Annotated in this window: 23 protein-coding genes and 1 other annotated feature; of the genes, 16 read left to right on the forward strand and 7 right to left on the reverse strand. The window is 46.5% G+C overall.

Translation table 11 applies throughout. The annotated features are described in order from the left end of the window. A complete protein-coding gene (locus NSQ39_RS08540) occupies positions 1-843 on the reverse strand; it encodes a superoxide dismutase (RefSeq protein WP_046129552.1) in 843 nt (280 codons plus the stop codon). Then, positions 840-2,732, reverse strand: a complete 1,893-nt coding sequence (locus tag NSQ39_RS08545; RefSeq protein ID WP_175075060.1) for a terpene cyclase/mutase family protein — start codon at positions 2,730-2,732, stop codon at positions 840-842. Before NSQ39_RS08545 ends, NSQ39_RS08540 begins: the two co-directional genes overlap by 4 nt. Positions 2,733-2,873: 141 nt before the next feature. Here NSQ39_RS08545 and NSQ39_RS08550 point away from each other — a divergent pair, with 141 nt between their 5' ends. The 4 genes from NSQ39_RS08550 (at position 2,874) to NSQ39_RS08565 (ending at position 6,115) form a co-directional block, all read left to right on the forward strand. Beyond that, positions 2,874-3,383, forward strand: a complete 510-nt coding sequence (locus NSQ39_RS08550) for a MarR family winged helix-turn-helix transcriptional regulator (RefSeq protein ID WP_216898658.1) — start codon at positions 2,874-2,876, stop codon at positions 3,381-3,383. Further along, positions 3,377-3,595, forward strand: a binding site (T-box leader). Its footprint overlaps the gene before it by 7 nt. 104 nt (positions 3,596-3,699) lie before the next feature. Then, a complete protein-coding gene (tyrS, locus tag NSQ39_RS08555; RefSeq protein WP_216898660.1) occupies positions 3,700-4,872 on the forward strand; it encodes a tyrosine--tRNA ligase in 1,173 nt (390 codons plus the stop codon). 275 nt (positions 4,873-5,147) lie between these two features. After that, positions 5,148-5,558: a cytidine deaminase gene (locus tag NSQ39_RS08560; RefSeq protein ID WP_046129549.1), complete on the forward strand. Its 411-nt coding sequence runs from the start codon at positions 5,148-5,150 to the stop codon at positions 5,556-5,558. 20 nt (positions 5,559-5,578) lie between these two features. Then, positions 5,579-6,115, forward strand: a complete 537-nt coding sequence (locus NSQ39_RS08565; protein ID WP_216898571.1) for a GNAT family N-acetyltransferase — start codon at positions 5,579-5,581, stop codon at positions 6,113-6,115. A 113-nt stretch (positions 6,116-6,228) separates the two neighbouring features. Here the strand turns inward: NSQ39_RS08565 and NSQ39_RS08570 are convergent, their stop codons facing one another. Beyond that, the gene (locus NSQ39_RS08570; RefSeq protein WP_065894240.1) at positions 6,229-7,659 is read right to left on the reverse strand and encodes an IS1182 family transposase; all 1,431 of its coding nucleotides are present in this window, start codon (positions 7,657-7,659) and stop codon (positions 6,229-6,231) included. 142 nt (positions 7,660-7,801) lie between these two features. After that, a complete protein-coding gene (locus tag NSQ39_RS08575) occupies positions 7,802-9,286 on the reverse strand; it encodes an aldehyde dehydrogenase family protein (RefSeq protein ID WP_046129547.1) in 1,485 nt (494 codons plus the stop codon). 276 nt (positions 9,287-9,562) lie between these two features. Here NSQ39_RS08575 and NSQ39_RS08580 point away from each other — a divergent pair, with 276 nt between their 5' ends. From NSQ39_RS08580 to NSQ39_RS08610, 7 genes are all read left to right on the forward strand, one after another. Then, positions 9,563-9,766, forward strand: a complete 204-nt coding sequence (locus tag NSQ39_RS08580; RefSeq protein WP_046129546.1) for a DUF6501 family protein — start codon at positions 9,563-9,565, stop codon at positions 9,764-9,766. Positions 9,767-9,832: 66 nt separating this feature from the next. Next, positions 9,833-9,982 carry a YozQ family protein gene (locus NSQ39_RS08585; protein WP_216898573.1) on the forward strand — a complete coding sequence of 50 codons (150 nt, stop codon included), beginning with the start codon at positions 9,833-9,835 and terminating at the stop codon, positions 9,980-9,982. Between the two features lie 269 nt (positions 9,983-10,251). Beyond that, complete coding sequence (locus NSQ39_RS08590) at positions 10,252-10,596, forward strand: PH domain-containing protein (RefSeq protein WP_046129545.1); 345 nt, start codon at positions 10,252-10,254, stop codon at positions 10,594-10,596. Between the two features lie 711 nt (positions 10,597-11,307). Then, complete coding sequence (locus NSQ39_RS08595; RefSeq protein WP_341014557.1) at positions 11,308-11,682, forward strand: DUF2294 domain-containing protein; 375 nt, start codon at positions 11,308-11,310, stop codon at positions 11,680-11,682. A 173-nt stretch (positions 11,683-11,855) separates the two neighbouring features. Beyond that, entirely contained in the window at positions 11,856-13,388 is a 1,533-nt protein-coding gene (locus NSQ39_RS08600) for an NADH dehydrogenase subunit 5 (protein ID WP_341014559.1), read from the forward strand. Then, a complete protein-coding gene (locus NSQ39_RS08605) occupies positions 13,385-16,000 on the forward strand; it encodes a DUF2309 domain-containing protein (RefSeq protein WP_341014562.1) in 2,616 nt (871 codons plus the stop codon). Before NSQ39_RS08600 ends, NSQ39_RS08605 begins: the two co-directional genes overlap by 4 nt. 17 nt (positions 16,001-16,017) lie before the next feature. Continuing rightward, positions 16,018-16,362, forward strand: coding sequence for a hypothetical protein (locus NSQ39_RS08610; RefSeq protein WP_231947356.1), 345 nt, complete (start codon positions 16,018-16,020; stop codon positions 16,360-16,362). A 234-nt stretch (positions 16,363-16,596) separates the two neighbouring features. Here the strand turns inward: NSQ39_RS08610 and NSQ39_RS08615 are convergent, their stop codons facing one another. Both NSQ39_RS08615 and NSQ39_RS08620 read right to left on the reverse strand, forming a co-directional pair. Then, a complete protein-coding gene (locus NSQ39_RS08615; protein ID WP_216898579.1) occupies positions 16,597-16,830 on the reverse strand; it encodes a hypothetical protein in 234 nt (77 codons plus the stop codon). 4 nt (positions 16,831-16,834) lie between these two features. Continuing rightward, positions 16,835-17,095, reverse strand: coding sequence for a hypothetical protein (locus tag NSQ39_RS08620; RefSeq protein WP_046129540.1), 261 nt, complete (start codon positions 17,093-17,095; stop codon positions 16,835-16,837). A gap of 69 nt (positions 17,096-17,164) precedes the next feature. Between NSQ39_RS08620 and NSQ39_RS08625 the strand changes: the two genes are divergently transcribed. Both NSQ39_RS08625 and gerPC read left to right on the forward strand, forming a co-directional pair. After that, the gene (locus NSQ39_RS08625; protein WP_341014565.1) at positions 17,165-17,647 is read left to right on the forward strand and encodes an Hsp20/alpha crystallin family protein; all 483 of its coding nucleotides are present in this window, start codon (positions 17,165-17,167) and stop codon (positions 17,645-17,647) included. A 296-nt stretch (positions 17,648-17,943) separates the two neighbouring features. Next, entirely contained in the window at positions 17,944-18,312 is a 369-nt protein-coding gene (gerPC, locus tag NSQ39_RS08630) for a spore germination protein GerPC (protein WP_175075064.1), read from the forward strand. Positions 18,313-18,438: 126 nt separating this feature from the next. On the opposite strand, the gene NSQ39_RS08635 is transcribed toward gerPC, so the two are convergent. Next, positions 18,439-19,611, reverse strand: coding sequence for an oxalate decarboxylase family bicupin (locus tag NSQ39_RS08635; RefSeq protein WP_216898581.1), 1,173 nt, complete (start codon positions 19,609-19,611; stop codon positions 18,439-18,441). A gap of 140 nt (positions 19,612-19,751) precedes the next feature. On the opposite strand from NSQ39_RS08635, the gene NSQ39_RS08640 reads away from it, so the two are divergent. The 3 genes from NSQ39_RS08640 (at position 19,752) to NSQ39_RS08650 (ending at position 22,055) form a co-directional block, all read left to right on the forward strand. Then, positions 19,752-20,240 (forward strand): TraR/DksA C4-type zinc finger protein, encoded by a 489-nt coding sequence (locus NSQ39_RS08640; protein WP_046129537.1) that lies wholly within the window; start codon positions 19,752-19,754, stop codon positions 20,238-20,240. Between the two features lie 140 nt (positions 20,241-20,380). Beyond that, a complete protein-coding gene (locus tag NSQ39_RS08645) occupies positions 20,381-21,007 on the forward strand; it encodes an FMN-dependent NADH-azoreductase (RefSeq protein WP_046129536.1) in 627 nt (208 codons plus the stop codon). A gap of 646 nt (positions 21,008-21,653) precedes the next feature. Then, the gene (locus tag NSQ39_RS08650) at positions 21,654-22,055 is read left to right on the forward strand and encodes a 6-pyruvoyl trahydropterin synthase family protein (RefSeq protein ID WP_216898583.1); all 402 of its coding nucleotides are present in this window, start codon (positions 21,654-21,656) and stop codon (positions 22,053-22,055) included. Positions 22,056-22,132 lie beyond the last annotated feature (77 nt).

Consider the following 22,132-nt stretch of genomic DNA (forward strand, 5'->3'; position numbering starts at 1 on the left):
TCAGTAAGGTTCCCACAGGACGCGTTTCGCCTGCACAAAGCGCCTTTCCGGCTCCCGCCAGTCTACGACGTTCCACCAATTGTCCACATATTTCGCTTTTTCATTTTGATACTGGAGATAGTATGCGTGTTCCCATACATCAAGCGGAAGGAGCGGGATGACGTCCCATTGGCTCATCATCTGATGTTTTTCTGCAATCAGAATCTCGAGGCGATGCGAGCGCGGCGCCCATACGAGTATTGCCCAGCCGACTCCTTCGACATGTTTGGCGGCTTCTGTAAAATGCTCCTTAAAGGCAGAATAACCGCCGAACGATCTGTTGATCATCTCCAGCAGTTCGCCGGACGGCCTTCTTTTGCCTTTCGGATTCATCGCATACCAGAAAATCGTATGCAAATAGTGTCCGGCTCCGTGAAATGCGAGCTCTCTTTCCCAATGGTTTACAAGCTGGTACTGTTTCGTCTGCCGCGCCTTTTGCAGTTCCCGTTCCGCTTTGTTGAGACCGTCGACATAACTTTGGTGATGCTTTGTATGATGAAGAAACATGATCTCTCTCGAAATATAAGGCTCAAGTGCCGAATACGAATAAGGAAGCCTTGGCAGACGATGGCCGCCGATCGGAACCATCCTGTACGGCTGGCGGTTCTCTTGAGCGCTGCTGCGGCTGATTGTCTCATAAACGGCTTCAGCCTGTTCATACCATTCCTGCTCAGTCGCATCGGCATCATCCAGCGATCGAAACAACCCATCTAACCGGCTTTCCAAAGAAGGATCATGCTTCACCTGTTCCTTCAGACGGTTGGCCCAAGACGCCAGCTCCTCTTTGTATACGTCTCTGTTCAATGTTTCTCCCCCATTTCCATTTGTTTAATAAACGCGCTTACAGCCAGCAGAGAAAACACGAAGGGATAGCTGTGATAGCGAATGTAAAATTGCTTCGGAAGCCCGATGCCCGTCGGATAAACGATGTGCTTAGGCTGATGCCGGCTTTGATCGATGAGAAAACGGATTCCTTTTTGAATATGCGGTTCGAGCGGGTCCGTATATTGCAGCAACGCGTCGAGCGCCCATGCACTTTGAACGATCGTGCTGTGGGGAAGGGGTGCAAACGTTTTGATTTCACAGCTTTTGCACGATTCGCCCCAGCCTCCGTCACGAAGCTGAATAGACGCAAGCCAGCGCAAAGCTTTTTGGACAGCCGGATCGTCCGCCCGGACGCCGACTGCTTTCATCCCGGTCACTGCCGCCCATGTTCCGTAAATATAGCAGACGCCCCAGCGGCCGTACCATGAACCGTTTTCCTCCTGATTGTGGTAAAGCCAATGGAGCGCCCGCCTGATGACGGGATGGTCCTCCCTGTAACCCGCCTTAAGGCCGAGCAAATGCAGAACGCGGCCCGTCAGATCGGCGGTTGACGGATCGACTGCAGCCTCATTCGCCGACTCGATCGGCAGACTTCCGATCAAAGGATGGTTGACGTTTTTTTCAAAGGCCGCAAAACCGCCGTCCCTGTTTTGCATCGACAAGAGCCAGGCGAGTCCCCGGTTCCAGTCGGCCGTTCGTCTGTTAAAAGGTATCGCTTTTAACGCCGCTGCTGTATCGTCCAAATCCGGATTGTTCGTGTTGATATTCGAAAATCCCCAGCCGCCCGGCGTTGCATGCGGATTGAAAACGGCCCAATCCGCTTTTTTGGCATGCTGCCTTTTTTCCAGATAGTCCGCCGCAGAGGAGACGGCAGAGCTTTTTCCGGGCATTCCGGCTTCCTGCATCGCAAAGCTTAATAATGCTGTATCCCAGACGGTTGATGTGGAATTTTCCAAATAAAGGCCATCGCCTCCTCCGCACGGAGAAATCAGCCCCTTCACCCCGCTGATCGCTCTTTTGATTACGGGTGCGTGTTTTGAGATCCCGAGTGAAAGCAGACTGTAAATCATAAATATCGTCGCGCTCGCATAGCTGTACAGCGTACCATCTTGTTCGATTCTGTCCAGCATGTATTTTTTTCCTGCTTCATACCCAAGGTTGTGAACGTAAACCGGCCCTTTTAAAAGTTCTTTCCATTGCAGGTTGAAGGGGTAATAGCGCCGTTCATGAAAAGAGCGGATGCTGAGCCACTCCAGCGGATTTTTTGACATGTTTTCATCTAGGTGGCGCAGCGAGCCGATCTGCTCGTTCTTCAGCGAGTATTTTTTATTTAGCGTGATGGCCATCGGAACGAAATGAATTCTCGCATATGTGCTCAAATGATAGAAATGCAGCGGGAAAACCGGAGGGATCAGCAAAAAAGACAGCGGCAAATACAGTCTCGGCCACGGATACAATCCGTTTGCTGCAAGCATCCATTTCGTCATGAAGTGGACGCGTTTTAATCCGCCTTTGGATTTAATAAACGCCTCCGCTTTCTGCATATGCGGTTCATAGCGGTTGTACAATCCTGAAGCCAGCATGCCGGTATATCCCTGCACAGTCGCCGTCAAATTTCCGGCTGTCTCATCCGGATAATTTCGGAACGTCCCGTCACCATCTTGCTTCGACCTGATTCGTCTGGCAAGAGCGGAGGTTAGAGAAGGGTCATGATCCCCGAGAGAAGTCAGCAGAAGAATCAAAAAACTGTTCGTCATGACAGACCCTTCAAAACAAAACCTCCACGATCCGTCCGGCTTCTGTTTGTTTAAAAGTTGTTCAAGAGTCTTTTGCCTGAACGCTTTTACCTCTTCCAGTAAAGAATGCATTCTTCTCATCCCCTTCATATTAATCTATTCGCCTGCATGATTCGTCATGCATCATGATAAAGAAGCTGTTGCATGTCAGAGGCATTTCTGTTAACATCGTTTCATAGCTAACGATTTTGAAAATTAAAGGAGGGATGTGTGATCCACGTATTTGATGAAGACGGAACATTGCTTCCGGAAGAAAAGGATGCCACCAATGCATTAACCAAATTGCCATTAAAGGAGCTCAATTTAGAGGCGGTTGCCGTTTGTGCCAATTTATACCGCACAGCACAGCTCCTGAAGAATAAAATGGAGCAGGAGGTTCTCTCAGAGCATCGATTGTCATGGACGGCGTTTTCGATCCTTTATGATTTATGGGTATGGCGGTCAATGGAGACGAAAAGGCTGGCGGAAACATCGGGGGTCAGCAAAGCGACAGTCTCAAATATCACGAAAACCTTGGAGCGGAAAGAGCTCTGTTCTCGGAAAACCGATCCAAGGGACAGGAGAATCGTTTACGTCGCCATTACCGAAAAGGGGAGAGAGGTAATGGAAAATCTGTATCCCCGCTTTCATCAAGGCGAAACCGAACTCGCCGGAAGTCTTGAAAAAGAAGAGCAAAAGGTTATGGTCGGCCTGCTCCGAAAAATCATCAGAAATAATGAATAGCGATGATGGGGTCTTAGTAGTGATGGTTTCCCTGTATCAAGAGAGCCGGTGGACGGTGTGAACCGGCACAAAGATCATCATGAATTACCGCCCTTTGAGCTTTCTTTGTGAACAAAGAACGGGCGGACCGTTATACCGAATGAGCGGAAGAACGATCATGTTCTTCAATTAGGGTGGTACCGCGTGCAATCGGCAAAAATCACGTCCCTTTTCACAGAAGGGATGTGTTTTTTTTATTTTTAAAAAGGAGGAAATTAACGTGAGTCATGTTTTGGAACAGCTTTCAGAAAGCCAAATCAAAGAAGTAAGGAGGCAAATGGAGATCTACACGCAAGGAGCAGAGGACATCATACCGGCCGAAGATCTTGAGCTTAAGGTTGCCAAATCGGTCGTTTCCGGCAGGCCGTTGAACATTAAGCTTGGTCTTGATCCCTCAGCTCCGGACGTACACCTCGGCCATACCGTCGTTTTAAATAAGATCAGGCAATTTCAGGAAAACGGTCATAACATCCAGTTGATTATCGGTGACTTCACAGGGAAAATCGGCGACCCTACAGGCAAATCGGCCGCCAGAAAGCAGCTGACAGATGAAGAAGTAAAGCATAATGCCCGAACGTATTTTGAGCAATTTGGGAAAATCATCGATATGGAAAAAGCAGAACTCCACTACAACTCAAAATGGCTGTCCAGGTTACATTTTGAAGACGTTATAAAGCTCGCCGGAAAAATAACGGTGGCACGGCTTTTGGAAAGAGACGATTTTGAAGAGCGGCTGGCGCTTGGAAAACCGATTTCGCTGCACGAATTTTTTTATCCGCTCATGCAGGGATACGATTCTGTTGTACTGGAGTCGGATGTTGAACTTGGCGGAACGGATCAGCATTTCAACGTCTTAATGGGCCGGCATTTTCAAGAAAAATTCGGAAAAGTGAAACAGACTGCCATACTGATGCCTTTATTGGAGGGGCTTGACGGGATCGAAAAGATGTCTAAATCGAAGAACAATTACATCGGCATTGATGAAAGCCCGAATGACATGTACGGAAAGACGATGTCCATCCCTGATCAATTGATCACAAAGTATGCTGAACTTGCAACAGACCTTTCGGCTGAACAAATCAAACAACTTCAGGCAGACCATCCGAAAGACGCCAAAATGTTTTTGGCGGGAACGCTTGTCAGAATGTACCATGGCGCTGAAGCAGCAAAACGAGCCGAACAGCACTTTACCGCAGTTTTTCAAAAAGGAAGCCTCCCTGATGAAATGCCTGAAGTTCGCTGGCAAGGCGTAAAACACATCCCGGTCATCGATTTGCTCGTTGAATTAAAGCTGCAGCCTTCTAAAAGCGAAGCCCGGAAGATGATCCAAAACGGCGGGGTGAAAATTGCCGGAGAAAGGGTCGATGATCTGCAGCAAACGGTTATCGTTAAAGACGATTTAATCGTACAAGTCGGAAAACGAAAATTTGTCAGGTTAAAAGTTTCATAAAAAACAGAAACGGCGGCTTTGAACACTGGAGTTTCAAGCCGCCGTTTTGTCTTTCATACGCGGAAAGCGGAGGACCGATTAAACAGGCGATTGTCGGCGGTGTTTCTGCTCAGGAACCTGAAATCGTTCGGATCGGATCCAAAAGAGGAAGGGGGCGGCCATCGCCATTAAACGAAGCCTGTAAAACTTGTTTACCCCGTGGGAAAAATCAGGTATCGTTTAAAGGGATACATATACAAGCTGCACCGGACACACAAATAATGGAGGTCAAAAAAATGAAGGTAGAACAAACGCTGTATGAAGCCGCTGTTGAGCTCATTAACGCAAGGTACCCTTCCGGATGGGGCGGAGCGGCCGCGATGTATACGGAAGAAGGTAAAATCCTCACGAGCGTTGCACCGGAGGTCATCAACGCTTCTACAGAATTATGCATTGAAACAGGCGCCATTTTAGAAGCGCACAAGCTGGGCGCGAAGATCACGCATTCCATTTGCGTCGTCAGAGATGATGAACATTCCGGATATAAAGTGCTCACGCCTTGCGGGGTATGCCAGGAAAGGCTCTTTTATTGGGGGTCTGAGGTGAAAGCGGCTGTTACCGTCCCTGACGGCGGCCTTGTCTTTAAAGCATTAAAGGAGATTCAGCCGTTTCACTGGTCTGCTGCATATCAAGAAACTGATGCGTAATCAAGGGGAGGAGAGTCTAAATGGAAAGAGGCCGAACCGTTTACTTAAGACCCGTCAGGAAAGAAGATATGGAGAGCTTCTACAGAGCCGTCCAGGATGATGACATCAGGTATATGACCGGAACAAGACGCGTCTTTACAATGGACGAATTATATGATCATTACGAACGGATCACAAATGATGGTACACGTTATGATTTTGCGATTTGTTTACAGGACGGCGATGAGACGATCGGCGATTTGTCGATTTTGGACATCGACCGGGTCAACCGGAAAGCCGGATTCAGAATTGCGCTCCACGGCCGGGACCATTTCAACAAAGGGTACGGCACTGAAGCCGTTAAACTGGCGCAGCAGTTTGCTTTTGAGAAGCTTCAATTAAACCGGCTTCAGCTCGAGGTGTTTTCTCATAATATCCGGGGTGTGAAAGCATACGAAAAAGCCGGGTTCAAAAAGGAAGGAACGTTGAGGGAGGCCCTTTATATGAACGGTCGATATTCAGACGAAATCATCATGGGGATCCTGAAAAAAGAATATGACAGGCGAAAAAGCGATTGACTTCTCCCTGTTTTTAAACAGCAGAGGCTGGGGCGCGGCAGCAACAGCTTGAAATGAGCCGAAACAAAGGATAATTCCGAACAAAAAACACCGTCCACAATGTGGACGGTGTTTCAGACCGTTGACAAAACAGGTCGGATTTTTAAAATCCGACCTGTTTTTGTCCATTTTATTCTATTATTTCGATCAGAAGGCTGGCGGTTAGGACCTTTCCAGGTCCAATTCGCCAGCTTTTTCAGATTCATGGCAGCGAAAACAAGCATCGCCTGCATGGACAATTTTTTCTTTCCCCGTAGGGTTGTCCAGCGCAGGCCATGCTTATGTTTTAAATCGGCAAAAACTCGTTCGATCGTCTCTTTACGTTTGGCATAGATTTGTTTATTCTCTTCCGTATGCCGAAGATGATCAGCTTCGTCTAAATGATCCTGCCAGATATGTCTGTGAATCATCTTTCGATGATCTCTACTTTCTGTACATGTATGTAGTAATGGACATGGTTTACATCGTTTTGGATCTGAAGCATACTCTCGATAACCTTGCCGATTGGTTGTGCGATAGGAGAGAATATGGTCTTGCGGGCAGATATAGACATCATAAAATTCATCGTAAACATACTCGTGTTTTCTCATGAATCCTTTTTTGGTTTGCGGACGCGTGTAAGGCATAACAGGGCGAACGTTTTCTTCATGAAGAAATTTTGCGATAACCGGTGTTTTGTATCCGGCATCAACTGCGACCGTATGAGGCTTGGCAACGCGCTCTTTTACTTGTTGAAACAGCGACGCGAACACTTGGCTGTCATGGATATTGGCAGGCTCAACAACCGTTCCCAGCACAAATCCGTTCCGATCACAAGCTGTATGAAATCCATAGGCAAAAAGACGTTCTCGTTCGCCTTTGACAAAATATCCGCTCTCAGGATCAGTTGTACTTTCCTTTACTTCTCGTTCCTCTAAGCATCGCCTGGGCTTTAAGGGCTTTTTTCCGTTCGCTTCGCGATCGGCATTAATTTCTTGATCTAGCTGCTCCTGATAAGCTCTTGTTTCTTTTCTTACGATCTTTTTCACAAACTTTTTCTTATTGGCATTCGCTTTGACATGTGTGCTGTCGATGAAGGCGACCGAAGGATCGACGAGGCCGAGATCCATGGCTTGACGTAAAATCTTATAGAAGATTGTTTCAAATAGGTCTGTGTCATGAAAGCGACGTTCATAGTTTTTACTGAAGGTTGAAAAATGAGGGATTTTTTCAGAGAATCCATATCCAATAAACCAGCGATAGGCTACATCAGTTTCGATTCGCTTAATGGTTTCGCGCATGGAGCGATGACCAAACACGTATTGAATGAGCACCATTTTAATCAGTACAACAGGATCAATACTTGGACGCCCTTTTGAAGAATAAAGAGGGGCAACTTTTTCATAAATAAATGAAAAATCAATGGCTTCTTCCATCTTCCTGACCAAATGGTCTTCAGGTACAAGCTCACTTAAGGCAAAGACTTCAAGCTGTTCACGCTGATCTTTAGAGTGTTTGGTCAACATGGTAAAACCTCCAAAAATTAGATTCCACACACATTTTAACAAAAAAAGCTTGTCGATCAAGCCACTTTTTTTGTGACTTTGTCGACAAGCTGAAACACCGTCCACAATGTGGACGGTGTTTTGCCTTGGTGGAAAAAAGATGCTACTCCATACTGATCCATACGCTTTTCACTTCAGTATAATTATCCAAAGCGTATGATCCCATTTCCCGGCCGAGGCCGGACTGTTTATAGCCGCCGAACGGCGATGCCGCGTCAAACGCATTGTAGCAGTTGACCCAAACGGTGCCTGCTTGCAGGCGGTCTGCTATATAATGGGCGTTTTTCACGTTTTCCGTCCAAACACCGGCGGCAAGCCCGTATTCCGTCCGGTTGGCGCGTTCGATGACTTCGTCGACCGTTTCATAAGGGATCGCGGCCAGGACAGGGCCGAATATTTCCTCTTTTGCGATCGTCATGTCATCCTCAACATTCGTAAACACGGTCGGAGAGACGAAATATCCTTCCTCATAAGGGCATGTTCCGCCGGCAGCAATTTTCGCGCCTTCCTGGCGGCCTTTTTCAATATATGAAAGAACCCGTTCATGCTGTTCTTTGCTGACAAGCGGTCCCATTTGCGTATCTTCGTGAAGCCCAGCACCCTGACGAATGGATTTTGCATATGCGGCCATTTCATCGATGACTTTATCGTATTGGTCTTTATGGATGAATACGCGCGAACCTGCACAGCACACCTGGCCCTGGTTGAACATGACGCCGGTCAGCGCTCCCGGAATCGCTTTTTTCAAGTCTGCATCAGGCAGGATGATGTTCGGCGATTTTCCGCCGAGCTCGAGGGTGACGCGCTTGACGGTTTTTGCCGCTTTTTCCATGATTTTTTTGCCGATTTCGGTCGAGCCCGTGAATGCCAGCTTGTCGACCAGCTTGTGGTCTGTAAGCGCTTCCCCGGCTGTTTCTCCGAAGCCCGGGATGATGTTGATCACGCCCTTTGGAAATCCGGCCTGATCGACGAGCTCGGCCAGATACAGGGCGGAAAGGGGAGTCTGCTCAGCAGGCTTTAAGACGATTGTACAGCCGGCTGCCAGAGCTGCACCCATTTTCCACATCGCCATCAGGAGCGGGAAGTTCCAAGGGATGATCTGCCCGACCACACCGACAGGCTCATGGCGTGTATAGTTAAAATAAGGTCCGTTTACAGGAATCGTTTGTCCGGTTATTTTCGTCGCCCAGCCGGCGTAATAGCGCATGTGTTCAATTGACATCGGAATATCCCCTGCGGATGTTTCGCTGATCGGCTTTCCGTTGTCAAGCGTTTCAAGCTGGGCCAATTCGTTCTTGTGTTCCTCCATCAGATCGGCGAGTCTGTACATGAGCCGGCTTCTCTCGGCCGGGAGCATTGTCCGCCATTCCCCGTGATCAAAAGCCTCCCTGGCGGCTTTTACCGCTTTGTCGACATCTTCAGGGCCCGCTTCATACAATGTAGCGAGTGTTTCTCCCGTGGCCGGGTTTGGGGTTTCAAACGTTTTGTTTGAAGCGCTCGCTACAAATTCTCCGTTAATGTAAAGCTTTTTCGTTCCCTGCAAAAATGACTCCAGCCTTTTACTGACCTGCATCGTTAAAGAACTCATGTTTGTGAAACAAACCTCCCTTAAAATTTTGGTCTGTCTTCTTGTGAGTTATTCCTGGTGCTGGTGTGATTGGTGGTTGGATCAATGAGATGCCGAAGGTGGGATATATTGCTGATTTTGGAATCGCACACCACTATTCTATAACAGAAAATGAATTGAAATCAATATTCATTTGCGGTTTAGAGAAGGAGCCGCCCTGGACGGTGCATCGTTGCAATTCGGCAAAAAAACGCTACAATGGAATTTATACATCGTTTTTTAAAAGGAGACATCAGTATGATCCACGAAAAATGGCACAACAACAAAACGTTGAAAAAAGTAACATGCATTCACACCGACGCAAAAAAATACATTGTCGACAGAGCTTTGACCGTAGGGAAAACGTATGAAGTCAAAAATGAAACGGAAGAATTTTTATTTATTATCGACAACACCGGCAAAGTGGGCGGCTATTACAAAGAATACTTTAAAGAGGTCTGAGGGCTGAATGATTCTCCCAACGATCATCAATACTAAAAGATGATCACGATTGAAAGGGTGAATCTGGTGAAACAAAACCGCGACCAGGAAATTCGGGAGCTCCTTCAGAAAGAAGCCGGCCGCAGCGATAAAGCAGGGGCGGAAGGCATGGCTGTAACAGAAGAGCAAGTGTCCGATACGCATATGGAAAGCACGATAGAAGGCGAAGATCGCTGAACAAAACCGCAGGATAATCATTTCCTGCGGTTTTGTGCGTCTTTTGTCAGGCACGGGATGGCGAACTAAAAAATCTGAAAAAAGTTGAAACCTTTAGTTCTTGTTACGCGTATTAACTGGTAGATAAAAAACATACATAGAGAGTTAAAGAAATGTAATCTGCTCGTAATTGTTTATAAAACGGTGTTATCGTATTCTAAATAGTAACGAAGAGATCCTTTTGCCTTGTGCATTAACATAAATTAGATATACAGAAAGAGGGGTTTTGATTGGGCGTTTTTTCAGCTAGCAAAACAGCAGACGGCAAAAAATTTGAACCGCTGCTTATTGAAGGAGAAAAGATTGAATCTGTCTGCAGACTAAGAATTGATCAAATTTGTTTTACCAACAAGCGGATTATTTTTTTTGACAACAAATTATTTTCCAAAAAGAAAGTCCGTGTTTTTCTTCCTTACAAGTCAATTGAAGGCTTTGCAATCAGGGAAGTCAGCATGTTCAATCCTGATTCCTCTCTTTCGCTCATGACAAGCAGCAAAGTCTTTGACCTGGAGTTTACAAAGGATACCGACATGCTTGAAATTCAAGCGCTTTTGTCAAAATACTTATGCGCATAAAGCGATGAAAGGCCTGTTCAAAAGAACGGCCTTTTTGATTTGCCTTTTACAATGCCGGCGTGGAATCAATAAATCGGAATCAAGCCGAGAACCGACAGGGACGATGAGCTGATAAGCTTCTCCGACACCGCAGTTTAATTTAGCCGACTGATCCACAGCAAGTGCAGTATTTTGATGTTTTGCTTTTCTTTTTTCTGTTTCAGAGGCTGATGAATTGCAGCATTGATAACATGAAACGATTTCTTTAACAGGATTGTTCACTTTATATAGCTCTATTCATACCGATTTCCGAAATCGTGTTGATGCTATCAAAAGAGGTCGCTGTCAATGGCATGAAAAAATTCCTGTGCCAGGATTCCAGGACACACTTTTTGCGTTGTAAAATTTATTGCTTTCGTATCAGCTTCATAACGGCCGAGGATATTGTCTCTTTCCCTTGACCTAAAATATGCCTTTTCCATCCAAAAACAATATGGTATTGACATTACAAATCTTAAAAGCTATGATATTAAAAAAAGTAATCCGTAAAATCAATAATCGCAATCTCATGCAAAAAGAGCTTTAGCATTCGGTTATAATGCCATTATGGCCGCGTGAAAAAGTAATCTTTCCATGCATGACATTAAGATTTTGATAGGACGGTATATTTCATTTTCCCTATATTTATGTATGAGGAAAAGAAATATACCGTTTTTTTAGGAGGATATAACATTGGAAAAACAGAAATTGACGAAGGGGTCTTTGGAAGCTGAGATCAGCAAAGCCTTAACCCAATGGGAAAAAGACTATTTGGGACGGGGGTCCGTGTCTGTCAAAACAGATATTCTCAGAAATATGGTCATCGTTTCATTGAACGGCATTTTAACGCCTGCCGAGTACGAACTTTGCAGTACAAAAGAAGGGCTGTTATCGATCAAAAGAACCCGCTCCGGCTTGGTGGAATCGGGCCGGGAACACTTGAGCCGCATTATGAAAGAGCTGACCGGTGAAGATACGATCAGCTTTCATACGGATATCAGCACGCGGACAGGTGAGCGGATCATGGTGTTTAAATTGGCAAACGACCTGCAAAAAAAATTCTCATAAAAAACGGAAGATCTTTAAAACATGAATATGAGTTAAAGATAAGCCGGTATTATTCAGAAAGATGGCCGAAATGGGCCGAATCCTGAATATACCGGCTTTTTTACGTTTGTAGAAAGGAAGGCAAGACATGAAACAGTATGCTCTTTTACATCATGCCGACGGAGGGATACAGGGTGTTTGATGTGCTAGATTCTTTAATTTGGCTGAAAATATTTTTCGCCTTGCATGCGCTTTGTTTTATCAGCGCACTGCTCGTGCTGAATCCTAAGGTACCATTGCCATTTGTACGGATTCACGCCAATGTCATCGCTCTGCCTCCGCTCGCCGCGCTGGCGGCATTATTGACGGCAAATTCCGGTCACGCTGCAGCTCCTTGGCGAATGGATTCGCTGGCCTGGCTGATCGCCTTGTTTGTCCTAACGATCGGCTTCATCGTCCAGCGCTTCTCAGTCCGGTATCTGTTCGGGGACCGCTCCTACCGTAAATTCTTTTTGCTGCTGACGCTGACGACAGGCGGGGCTTCATCCGCTTGGCTTAACGATGATCTTCGCTGGCTCCTCTTGTGCTGGGGAATCACTCTGCTCGGCTTGACTGCGCTAATCGGTTTAAACAGCGCATGGCAGGCGGCGAAAAATGCCGCTATGTATGCGGGCCGGATCTTTGCGCTCAGCTGGCTGGCTCTAGCGGCAGCGGCTCTTTGGCTGTCCTTCTCTACGGGGCATTGGCAGTTATCATCCGCCATAGCGGAAAAAAGCCTTGCGCAGATCAGCTCATGGGAGAAAATCGGGATCGGCCTTCTCGTCATCTTAACGGTGATGATTCCTGCAGCGCAGTGGCCGTTTCATCGCTGGCTGCTCGATTCGGCGATTGCACCGACTCCGGTTTCCGCGGTCATGCACGCTGGACTCGTAAATGTCGGGGGCGTCATGCTGACCCGTTTTGCACCAATGTTCAGCGGTGATGGATTGCAGCTTATTTTGCTCGTTCCTGCCGTTCTGTCAGTCTTACTCGGAACGGGCATGATGATCGTCCAAGCGGACTACAAGCGGCAGCTCGCATCTTCAACGGTCGCGCAGATGGGTTTTATGCTTATCCAATGCGCATTAGGCGCCTATATCGCAGCTGTTATTCACCTCATCTTGCACGGCCTGTTCAAAGCCGCCCTTTTCCTGCAAGCCGGATCAGCGGTGCGCCGTTATGAATCGTTCGCATCTAAACCGGGAAGGCTGGCTCTTCCTTGGAGCATAATAGGCGGCGTCTTGGCTCTTACACTCGGAATTGGAATCTGGGTCACAGATGCGGACGATGGCTATCAATTGATCAGCGCCCTTGTTTTAGGCTGGTCACTGTTTGTTGCTTGGAGACAGCTTGTCACAGCCAGTTGCGGACGAGTCGCACGAATTGCCGGACTGTTCATTTTAACGGGAGCCTCTTTCGCGTTTGCCATCATTCATTTCGTTTTGCACGGGCTCCTGAAGGATGCTGTTGTACAGGGGGCGCATCCGTCCGCAATCGCGGCCGTTTTCACGTCGGTCGTTTTGTTATCAGGCAGTGCAGCCGGTGCCTTGATCGTTCGGCAGCGCTCTGCATGGTCCGGCGCACTTTATCTGCGTCTCGTGAAAATGAGTGAGCCTCATTTCGATTCGGTCGAAGAACGGCCGAATTATCTTGACCAATATCTTACTCAAGGAGGTCGTCAATCATGAAAACAGCCGCATCTACATTGTCTAAACAATCGATCTTCAAATATGAACATCAGACCGCTGACATTAATATTGATGAATTGGTTCAATCAGCTGCACGGGTTATTGCGCCGCTGTGGCCTATTGAAACCTTTGCTGCGCGCCATCCATGGATGGGGCTGGAACAACAAACATTCGAACAGACGGCGCGGCGGCTTAAACAACAGCTTCTTGTCGATATCTACCCAAAGCCCTCCATGTTCCATTCCGCAAAACAGCGTGGAGAAATAGATAAGGCGATTCTTAAAGAAAAGCTGATGGATTGGCTCGATTCACACCAGTCCGGCATGACGAGGGAAACAGCGGCAGCGTTTTGCAAAGCCGCGCTCAAGCTCGATGAAATACCCGAACAGCTATTGTCATCCAGTCAAGTCAAAAAGCTCGCCAAACAAGCGGCAGGCTGGATGATCGAAGAACAGGAAACACGATTCGTCAAACCGCTAAGCGTTTTAGCCGGGCAAAAAACAGCTCACCCCCTCGACCGTCATATGATTAAATGGTCAAAACTGTACCTTGATGAGTCACAATCGGCATGGCGGCTTCCTAATCGTGAGAAAGGGTTTTACAGCGCATGGAGGCGGCTTATTGAACATGATCCCGCCCTGTCGCGTGCTGAACGCCTGCGGCTGAACGGGTGGCCGGAAGAGCCGCGGGAAGCTTTGAAAAGAGCACTCCGGGCGCTTGATATTTCTAATGGAGACGTCCAGGACTACTTTGAAGCCCATTTGCTTTCTCTGCCGGGCTGGGGCGGGATGATGCTCTGGCGTTCCCGGCAATCGCGGGACGAAGAAGGGCTGTTGCTCGAGTATCTGGCTGTCCGGCTTTCAATGGAATGGATGCTTGTTGAGCCTTATTTGCCATTCTCTGTGCCAAAGCCTGACAAGGAGATGCAGTTGGTTCCTCTGATTGCGGCATGGCTGCATTGGGGCGGTCTCACTTCTGAAGAATGGCTCAATCTTTCCGCAGCAGAGCAGCAAGCCCGTTTCACACTCGCCCGCCGTTTTGATGACATCACGCGCCGTCGCCTTTGGCTGGAAGCGTGGGAGCAAACATACGCCGATGAGATAAGGAAGCTCACGGCTAACAAACCTGCAGCCGCCGAGAAAAGTGAACCGGTGATGGCCCAGCTGGCATTTTGTATTGATGTCCGTTCAGAGCCGTTTCGCCGGGCATTGGAAAAGTCGGGGCCTTTTGAAACGTATGGAACGGCCGGCTTTTTCGGTCTGACAATCGAAACGTGCGAACTTGGCAGCAAACACTGCCACAGCTCCTTGCCGGTCATTCTCAAACCGCAGCATCGAGTAAAAGAAACAGCGGAAGAATCCAGTTTCAAATCGTATCAAGAGCATAGAAAAGCCGCAGCTTCGCTAAGCTCTGCCTTTAAAACAATGAAACAGAATCTATTGGCGGGTATGCTGCTTCCCGAAGTGAGCGGCCCCTGGCTGAGCCTGCAAATGGCAGCGCGCAGCCTGGCTCCCCGCAAAGCGGGAAAAGCTTTCCGAAAAGCGCGGAAGTCATGGCTGAAGAAGCCTCAGTCAAAGCTCTCGCTTGATCGTATAGAAACGCCTGAAGCCGGCATTCCGCTCGGTTTTACGGAAGATGAAAAACACTCGTATGCAAGACAGGCATTGCAAATGATGGGGATCACAGACCGGTTCGCTCCGCTGGTTGTCATTTGCGGACACGGGAGCAGAAGCACAAATAACCCTTATGCCTCGTCATTGGACTGCGGTGCCTGCGGGGGGGCATCAGGCGCTTTCAACGCACGAGTCCTTGCCGCTTTATGCAATCTTCCAAGCGTCAGACAAAGGCTCCGTTCCGACGGCATATTGATTCCGGATGATACAGTATTTGCTGCCGCAGAGCATATTACAACATTGGATGAATTGCATTGGCTTTATGTACCTGAGCTTCCGCCTAAAGCCAAACAAGCGTTCGACCTCATCGACTCGGCACTTCCCGATGTGAGCCGCACAGTCGGAGCGGAACGCTTAGCCGATTTGCCTCAATTCGGATATAAAAATCCCCGGAATGAAGTTGAACGATTTGCTGAGGATTGGAGCGAAGTCCGCCCAGAATGGGGACTGGCCCGAAACGCTTCATTCATCATCGGCACACGCCGGCTTACGCGAGAAGCCAACCTTGAGGGAAGGGCTTTTCTGCACAGCTATGACTGGCGGAATGACCGGGACGGTTCCATCCTCGGCAATATCATTTCAGGTCCGGGGACGGTGGCCCAGTGGATCAATCTGCAATATTACGCGTCAACCGTTGCACCGCATTATTATGGAAGCGGAAATAAAGCGACCCAAACCGTCACTTCCGGCCTTGGCGTTATGCAGGGAAATGCAAGCGATTTGCTGGCAGGCCTCCCTTGGCAGTCTGTCATGCTGTCAGATCAAGAGATTTATCATGCGCCTCTCCGGCTGCTTGTTGTCATTGAAGCGCCACGTGAACATATCGAGCGGCTTCTTGAAGAGGATCACAGCTTCCGTCGAAAAGTGGAAAACGGCTGGATTATCCTTGCTTCGATCGATTCGCACGGGAACTGGGTGAACTGGACAAAAACAAAATGATGAATGAGGTGAATATAATGGGGATAACAGGAAATGAAAATGTGTTGTTAATTACCGGAATGGAGGATACGCTTGAACAATCAATCTGCCGTGCGGCAGCGATTCAGCCGGAGAAAGTGCTCGTTTTAAAAAGCGTATTCCCTCACATTTCCCAGCCATACAGCGATTTCATGAGAGATATTATCACTCTTGTCTTCCAAAAAAAAATCGGGGAAATCTTAATTGTTCGATCCAAAAATGAACAGGCGGCTGATATCGACCTTGAGAATTTCTTGTTTAAAAATCCGCAATTAAAGGATAAATTACAGACCATCGATTACCTTTTTCAACACCCCGGAATTTCCATTCAGCAGCCTGGATGAATGGCTGAATGGGGAAAAAAACGTTGCTCAAGGAATACAACAAAGCGTCGACCTGATTCGGCGGCACCCTTTTATCCCTTCGCATGTCAAAGTCCGCGGTTTTTTAATAGATACGGAACATGAGGAATTAACAGAAATTAACGCTTAATGGAAAAATGGAGCCGGGTCCACCTTCGGCTCCATTTTTCTATACAAGCTGGCCACCCGTTATTACGGGTAGTTATTAATCGCCCTTTATACGACGCTCGATTTGCCGGCATTGGAATCGATGAGATCGGAATCCAGCACAGAACCGACAGGGACGATAAGCTGAGTAAGATCTCCGTTTTCTTCTCCAAAACCGTAGTTTAATTTGGCTGACAAAAAGTAATCGATCTGCTGATAAGGGCCTACCGTGACAGAAGCGCCTCTGTCGACTGAATTGATTTTAAAAGCTCCCAAATTAATCATTGCCGGTGAAAACATCAAACCATCATCCCTTTCCCGAAGGCAGATTGGAACGGGACTCAAAAAGGGCCGGTGAATCGAGCTGATCTCTGTCATCCACATGGCTTTTCGTTCCCAAGAACCCGCTTTCATCCCCGAAATTTTGTCCGTAGCCTTGGTTTTTCTTATCCGAGTTTTGCCACTCCGCCAATAAATTTTGTCCGACATTCACTGCTGAAGCATTTTCAAAGGAATTAATTTTCAACATGAAAATATTAATATTGATATATGGAGCTGGTTGCAACACAAGCAAACCTCCTTTTTACAGTTTTATGCCGAACCTGTTCACAGTATTCGAGGAAAGGGGGGCCATCTATTGGATGCAGATAAAATGAAGCAGTGGCTTGATCTTGCACAGACATTATACGGAGGAGAATTTTGGAAAACGGTTTTCGATGATGAACAGGGAAAGGGCTTTACAAACGGTCATCCCAATTTTCCTTTTCAGACGGGCGTTCAGCAGGAAAAAGAGCGCAAATCTGATTTTACACTCATTGATATAGTTGATACGTTTGATGAAATACGCTTTTTAATATATCTTCCCGGTTTTCGAAAGCAGGATGTCGAACTCCTGTCATATGAAACTTACTTTATTGTCAGAGGGAGCAGAAAGTCTTATTTTCCCGAAGACAAATTTAAACAAAGGGAAGGAAAGTATGGCGAGTTCGAAAGGAAAATCGATCTCGATATACCGATAGACGGAAATGGCCGCATACATGCCGTTTTTAAAGACGGAATTTTATATGTCACCATTCCTAAAGATCAAACAGAAGCACGCTCGATTACGATCCGGGATTAATCTTTATCGAGTTCGCATCAGAGACATCACAGTCATTGACTGAACTGACCGGGACGGCAAAAACCGAGCCGCAGGAATTGTTTTGTCCAACCCTTGATTCTTGTTGACAACAACAGCCCTTCTTATGATTTCGGCCGAGCCTGTATGAAACGAGCTCGCGTTCAAGCTGTTTATTTTGACGGCATGCAGATGAATTTGAGTAGGCAGAAACAGTCGGATCACCTCTTTCTATATTGTTAGGTAATGTATATCAATATCTCTTTAGCGATAGAACAATGAAAAGGAGCCAGTTCACAATGCTAAAAACATTATTCAAACCGCTGATCAAAAAAATCTGCCAGGAAGAAATGAAGGAATTGAAAGAGAAAGTGCTGGCCTTGGAAAAGGTACACCATAACAAACAAGATGAACACTGCTGCACAAGGGATATTCGGATAGAAAACATGCGTGTCGATAAGATTGAATACAATATCGAATTCGGAGAGCTTGAAATCGAAAGTCTCAGCGGAAAACTGAATATCGGCGCCAACTATCCGCTGTCAGCAAAATGGCTGGAAGATGCGCGGATTCAAAAAGAGCCGGCAAAAAAACGCGACGCAAAAAACGAACGCCCCCAGCCCGAGATCTCGCTCCGTCCGCGGACTTTCAAAGGAGACAAGCATTGATAAAGACGGGAGAAGGACATCCTCCCGGTTCGTTTTATTTTTTCCTGCAAAATGTGTTCGATCCATAAAAAACGGGGCTCTCATTCGATAAGCCGCCGTTCTCTTGCACCTGCGTGTTTGACGGCTTCACGCCTGTCCGTCTGTTCCATATTTAACGACAGGCCATTTCTCTTTCCGCAATGCGTTCATCAGCTCAGGTCCAACGTGCAGGTGTTCCTCCACAAGTTCTTTTGGCGTCAGCGCCATCCATTGGTTCAATGAGATATCTGCAAAGCGGCTGCTCTTGAATATTTCTAAAAACCACAGGCTGTCTGTGCCCGTGTTTTGAATATAATGGCCCATGGCAAAAGGTACATACCCCACATCACCAGCCCGATAATTAAACGTCCGTGCTGTGCCGTTCGCCGCGAATACGGTCATCCGCCCGGTACCTGTGAGATAATACTGCCATTCATCATTATTCGGATGCCAATGCATTTCTCTCATTCCGCCAGGCTTGATTTCGACGAGCGCGGCAGCGATTGTTTTCGAAATCGGAAAGTTGGAGGAATCAACGATTCTTACCGTCCCGCCCGGCGTGACGATCGGCTTCTGTTTCAGAAGCCGGTATGCAAAGCTTTTCGGCACAGTTCCATAGGGATCCGGCACCTTTTGGCTTTCAAGCGGACCCGGCACCTTTGTTTGAAAAATGTAGCGCTGTTTGTCAGGGAAGCGGGCAAAGGCGCTTTCGCTTACACCGAAATTCGCGGCTAAGACATCCTTTGGTGTGTGTGCGAACCAATCGGTAATCGTGAATGTGTCGAATTCGGAGAATGTCCCGTCGTCAAAGACGAGGAGGAATTCGCAGCCATCTTCAAGTCCTTGAATCGAGTGCGGGATTCCGGCGGGGAAGAACCATAAATCTCCAGGGCCGACATCTGCGATAAAGTTCCGGCCATTCTGGTCGACAGCGGTAATGCGTGCATGACCCAAAATCATGTAAGCCCATTCCGATTGCTTATGCCAATGCAGCTCGCGTACACCGCCTGGAGTCAGCCTCATATTAACCCCGGCGATCGTCGTTGAGACCGGCAGCTCTTTAACCGTTATTTCGCGCGACCAGCCGCCGTGTTTTAACTGCATGTGGGTGTCCGAAAAAGAAAATTTTAAATTGGGGATCGACCCGGCATCTGTAGCCGGAGGAACGAACATGTCGGGATTCTCAAGATCCCGCATGACGTCACGGGGGCCAAAATCGGTCGCCCCGGCGCCGTCTTCCCTGATCGGATGGGGCACCTGAGTTCCGGGTGTTTTTTTCATAGAAAATGCTCCCTTCGCTGGTCTTATATCATAACAGAAGTTTATGATGCGGCTGTCGAAAATATATCAAATCCTTAACACACAGCGGTGTTTCAAGTCTCACATACCGGGAAATAAAAAAACAAAGGAGGGGATGAAGGATGCCGCTGACAAATGAGCAAAAGGAACAGCTCTACCATAGATTAATGGATTTGAAAAAAAGTCTTTCAGACAGAGAGGCTCCTGATCAGTCGATGACAGAAGAAACGGGTGAATTATCAAACGGAGTGGATAATCATCTTGCCGACCACGCCGGAGTCTATTTCGAACGAATGAGGGAGCAAACCTTCGAGCAAACGGACAGAAACGTATTGCAGGAAGTAGAAGACGCTTTAGAGCGGATGGAAGACGGAACATACGGAATATGCGAAAAAACAGGCAGGGAAATACCTTACGAACGCCTTAAAGCCGTTCCATATGCAAGATATGTGATTGAAGCCCAGAGAGAAGCAGAAAAAATAAACGAATCAGGGGCAGCGGATGACAGGGAGTTCAGCCGGCAAATGAGAGACCTGACCAACAAAGAAACGATGGATCAAAAACATTCCTACACCTATGAACGGCTTGATCAAGAGCAGGATTCAAAATAGCGCACCCGCAGAAGGCGGGTGTATTTTTTTGATAGAAACATATTTTGAAATAAAAATAAATCAGTTGACTTTCTGTTTAAAAGAAAGTAACATACTATTTGTAAGTAAATAATGAAACGTTAGCACAGGAGGTTAACAATATGTCTAAAGTATTATTTGTCAAAGCAAACGACCGCACAGTTGATGAAGCGGTATCTGTAAAACTTTACGAAGCATTCCTTAACAGCTATAAAGAAGCTCATCCAAACGATGAGGTCACTGAGCTCGACCTTTATAAGGAAAACCCTCCGTACCTTGGCCGAAACGCGATCAACGGAACGTTCAAGGCAGGAAAAGGCATGGAATTGACTGAGGAAGAAAAAGCGGCTGCGGCTGTTGCGGACCGTTATCTTGATCAGTTCGTTAAAGCCGATAAAGTCGTATTTGCCTTCCCGCTGTGGAACTTTGCGGTTCCAGCAGTGCTTCACACTTACATCGACTATCTGTCCCGCGCAGGAGTTACGTTTACATACACTCCTGAAGGACCTAAAGGATTAATGGGAGACAAGAAGGTTGCCCTTTTAAATGCAAGAGGCGGATTCTATTCTGAAGGCCCGATGGCAGCAATGGAAATGTCATTGAACTACATGAAAACCGTTATGGGATTCTTCGGTGTAGAAGACCTTCATACAGTTGTCATCGAAGGACACAACGCTGTTCCTGACCAAGCGCAAAAAATCATCGAAGACGGCCTCGCTGAAGCTAAAAAAGTTGCGGCTGCGTTTTAATCCGGAAATCTTTTAATCTAGTACATCCCTTAGATATTGGATATCTCTTTACAGGATCCAATGATTTTCTAAGGGATGTATTTTTTATGAGCAGAATTGCTCTCAAAAGCAGCAGGATTTCAAATGCTTTGATTTTTAAGGAAAAACGACAATTTTTACCTTACTTCGACAAAACGACGGTGTTATATTGCAATTAGATACATTTTATGATAACAATGGAAAATTCTTTGAATTGCAAAGTGAAAAGACACTTTTGATACGCCTCGCTTTGTACAAGTGTCAATTCGTTTCAAAACAAATGAAACGTCAGCAAACAGATGTATCTTTATTTGCCATCCATGCAGCAAAACCAGTTTTTAAAACAACATTCTTCAAAAAATGTATTTGTCTTCGAACGACGCTTACATCCTTCAAGCCTAGAATTTAAACTAAAATCAATAAATTCTATCCTCTTTGAAATGCACAGTTATTTTTCATCACGATAAACACTTTATTGTTTCCTTAACAACCATTTTACGTAAAAACCACAATTAAATATCGGAATTTTCCAATAATAATTTGTAGAAATGAAAAATGCACCTATTCATTGCTTTTTAATTCCGAAAATCAAAATGTATAAACATAGTATAAAGAAGGGGATAAATCTATGAGTAATCAATATATCTATACGTTAACTAAACATTTCTGGATTTCTTGCGCCCATAAAGTCGCCGGTGCAGGAAAATGTGAAAGGCTTCACGGCCATAACTACAAGGTGATCTTTTGCATTACCGGTTCAGCATTAGACGAAAAAGATATGTTAATAGATTTCCGTGAAGTGAAGCACCATTTAGAGAAAAAGTATGACCATTATGTGCTAAATGATTTTGACGAATTTAACAAAGCAAAAGGAGGATATGAACCGAGCACCGAAAGGGTCGCTCAAGTTTTTTTTGAGATAATAGAGTCATTATGCAACGCAAAGAGGAATCAGCCGCATGTTAAATGGGTTGAAGTTCAAGAAACCAATGAAGCCAGTGCGAGATACGAAAAACTTGAAAGGAGGTGATCATGTGGAAAAAGAAATCGTGAAAAAAGAAGAAGATCAAATTTCTGAAGATTTGCTCTTGACTGACGAATTGGAAC

Source organism: Bacillus sp. FSL W8-0848 (assembly GCF_038007805.1).
In the GTDB taxonomy this organism is placed as follows: domain Bacteria; phylum Bacillota; class Bacilli; order Bacillales; family Bacillaceae; genus Bacillus; species Bacillus glycinifermentans.

What these genes read in the sequence shown, in the direction of transcription:
- NSQ39_RS08635 (WP_216898581.1), bottom strand. Translation starts at nt 19,611, where the DNA reads ATGAAAAAAACACCCGGAACTCAGGTGCCCCATCCGATCAGGGAAGAC.
- NSQ39_RS08640 (WP_046129537.1), top strand. Translation starts at nt 19,752, where the DNA reads ATGCCGCTGACAAATGAGCAAAAGGAACAGCTCTACCATAGATTAATG.
- NSQ39_RS08575 (WP_046129547.1), bottom strand. Translation starts at nt 9,286, where the DNA reads ATGAGTTCTTTAACGATGCAGGTCAGTAAAAGGCTGGAGTCATTTTTG.
- NSQ39_RS08565 (WP_216898571.1), top strand. Translation starts at nt 5,579, where the DNA reads ATGGAAAGAGGCCGAACCGTTTACTTAAGACCCGTCAGGAAAGAAGAT.
- NSQ39_RS08545 (WP_175075060.1), bottom strand. Translation starts at nt 2,732, where the DNA reads ATGCATTCTTTACTGGAAGAGGTAAAAGCGTTCAGGCAAAAGACTCTT.
- NSQ39_RS08645 (WP_046129536.1), top strand. Translation starts at nt 20,381, where the DNA reads ATGTCTAAAGTATTATTTGTCAAAGCAAACGACCGCACAGTTGATGAA.
- NSQ39_RS08650 (WP_216898583.1), top strand. Translation starts at nt 21,654, where the DNA reads ATGAGTAATCAATATATCTATACGTTAACTAAACATTTCTGGATTTCT.
- tyrS (WP_216898660.1), top strand. Translation starts at nt 3,700, where the DNA reads ATGGAGATCTACACGCAAGGAGCAGAGGACATCATACCGGCCGAAGAT.
- gerPC (WP_175075064.1), top strand. Translation starts at nt 17,944, where the DNA reads ATGCTAAAAACATTATTCAAACCGCTGATCAAAAAAATCTGCCAGGAA.
- NSQ39_RS08570 (WP_065894240.1), bottom strand. Translation starts at nt 7,659, where the DNA reads ATGTTGACCAAACACTCTAAAGATCAGCGTGAACAGCTTGAAGTCTTT.
- NSQ39_RS08605 (WP_341014562.1), top strand. Translation starts at nt 13,385, where the DNA reads ATGAAAACAGCCGCATCTACATTGTCTAAACAATCGATCTTCAAATAT.
- NSQ39_RS08610 (WP_231947356.1), top strand. Translation starts at nt 16,018, where the DNA reads ATGGGGATAACAGGAAATGAAAATGTGTTGTTAATTACCGGAATGGAG.
- NSQ39_RS08580 (WP_046129546.1), top strand. Translation starts at nt 9,563, where the DNA reads ATGATCCACGAAAAATGGCACAACAACAAAACGTTGAAAAAAGTAACA.
- NSQ39_RS08560 (WP_046129549.1), top strand. Translation starts at nt 5,148, where the DNA reads ATGAAGGTAGAACAAACGCTGTATGAAGCCGCTGTTGAGCTCATTAAC.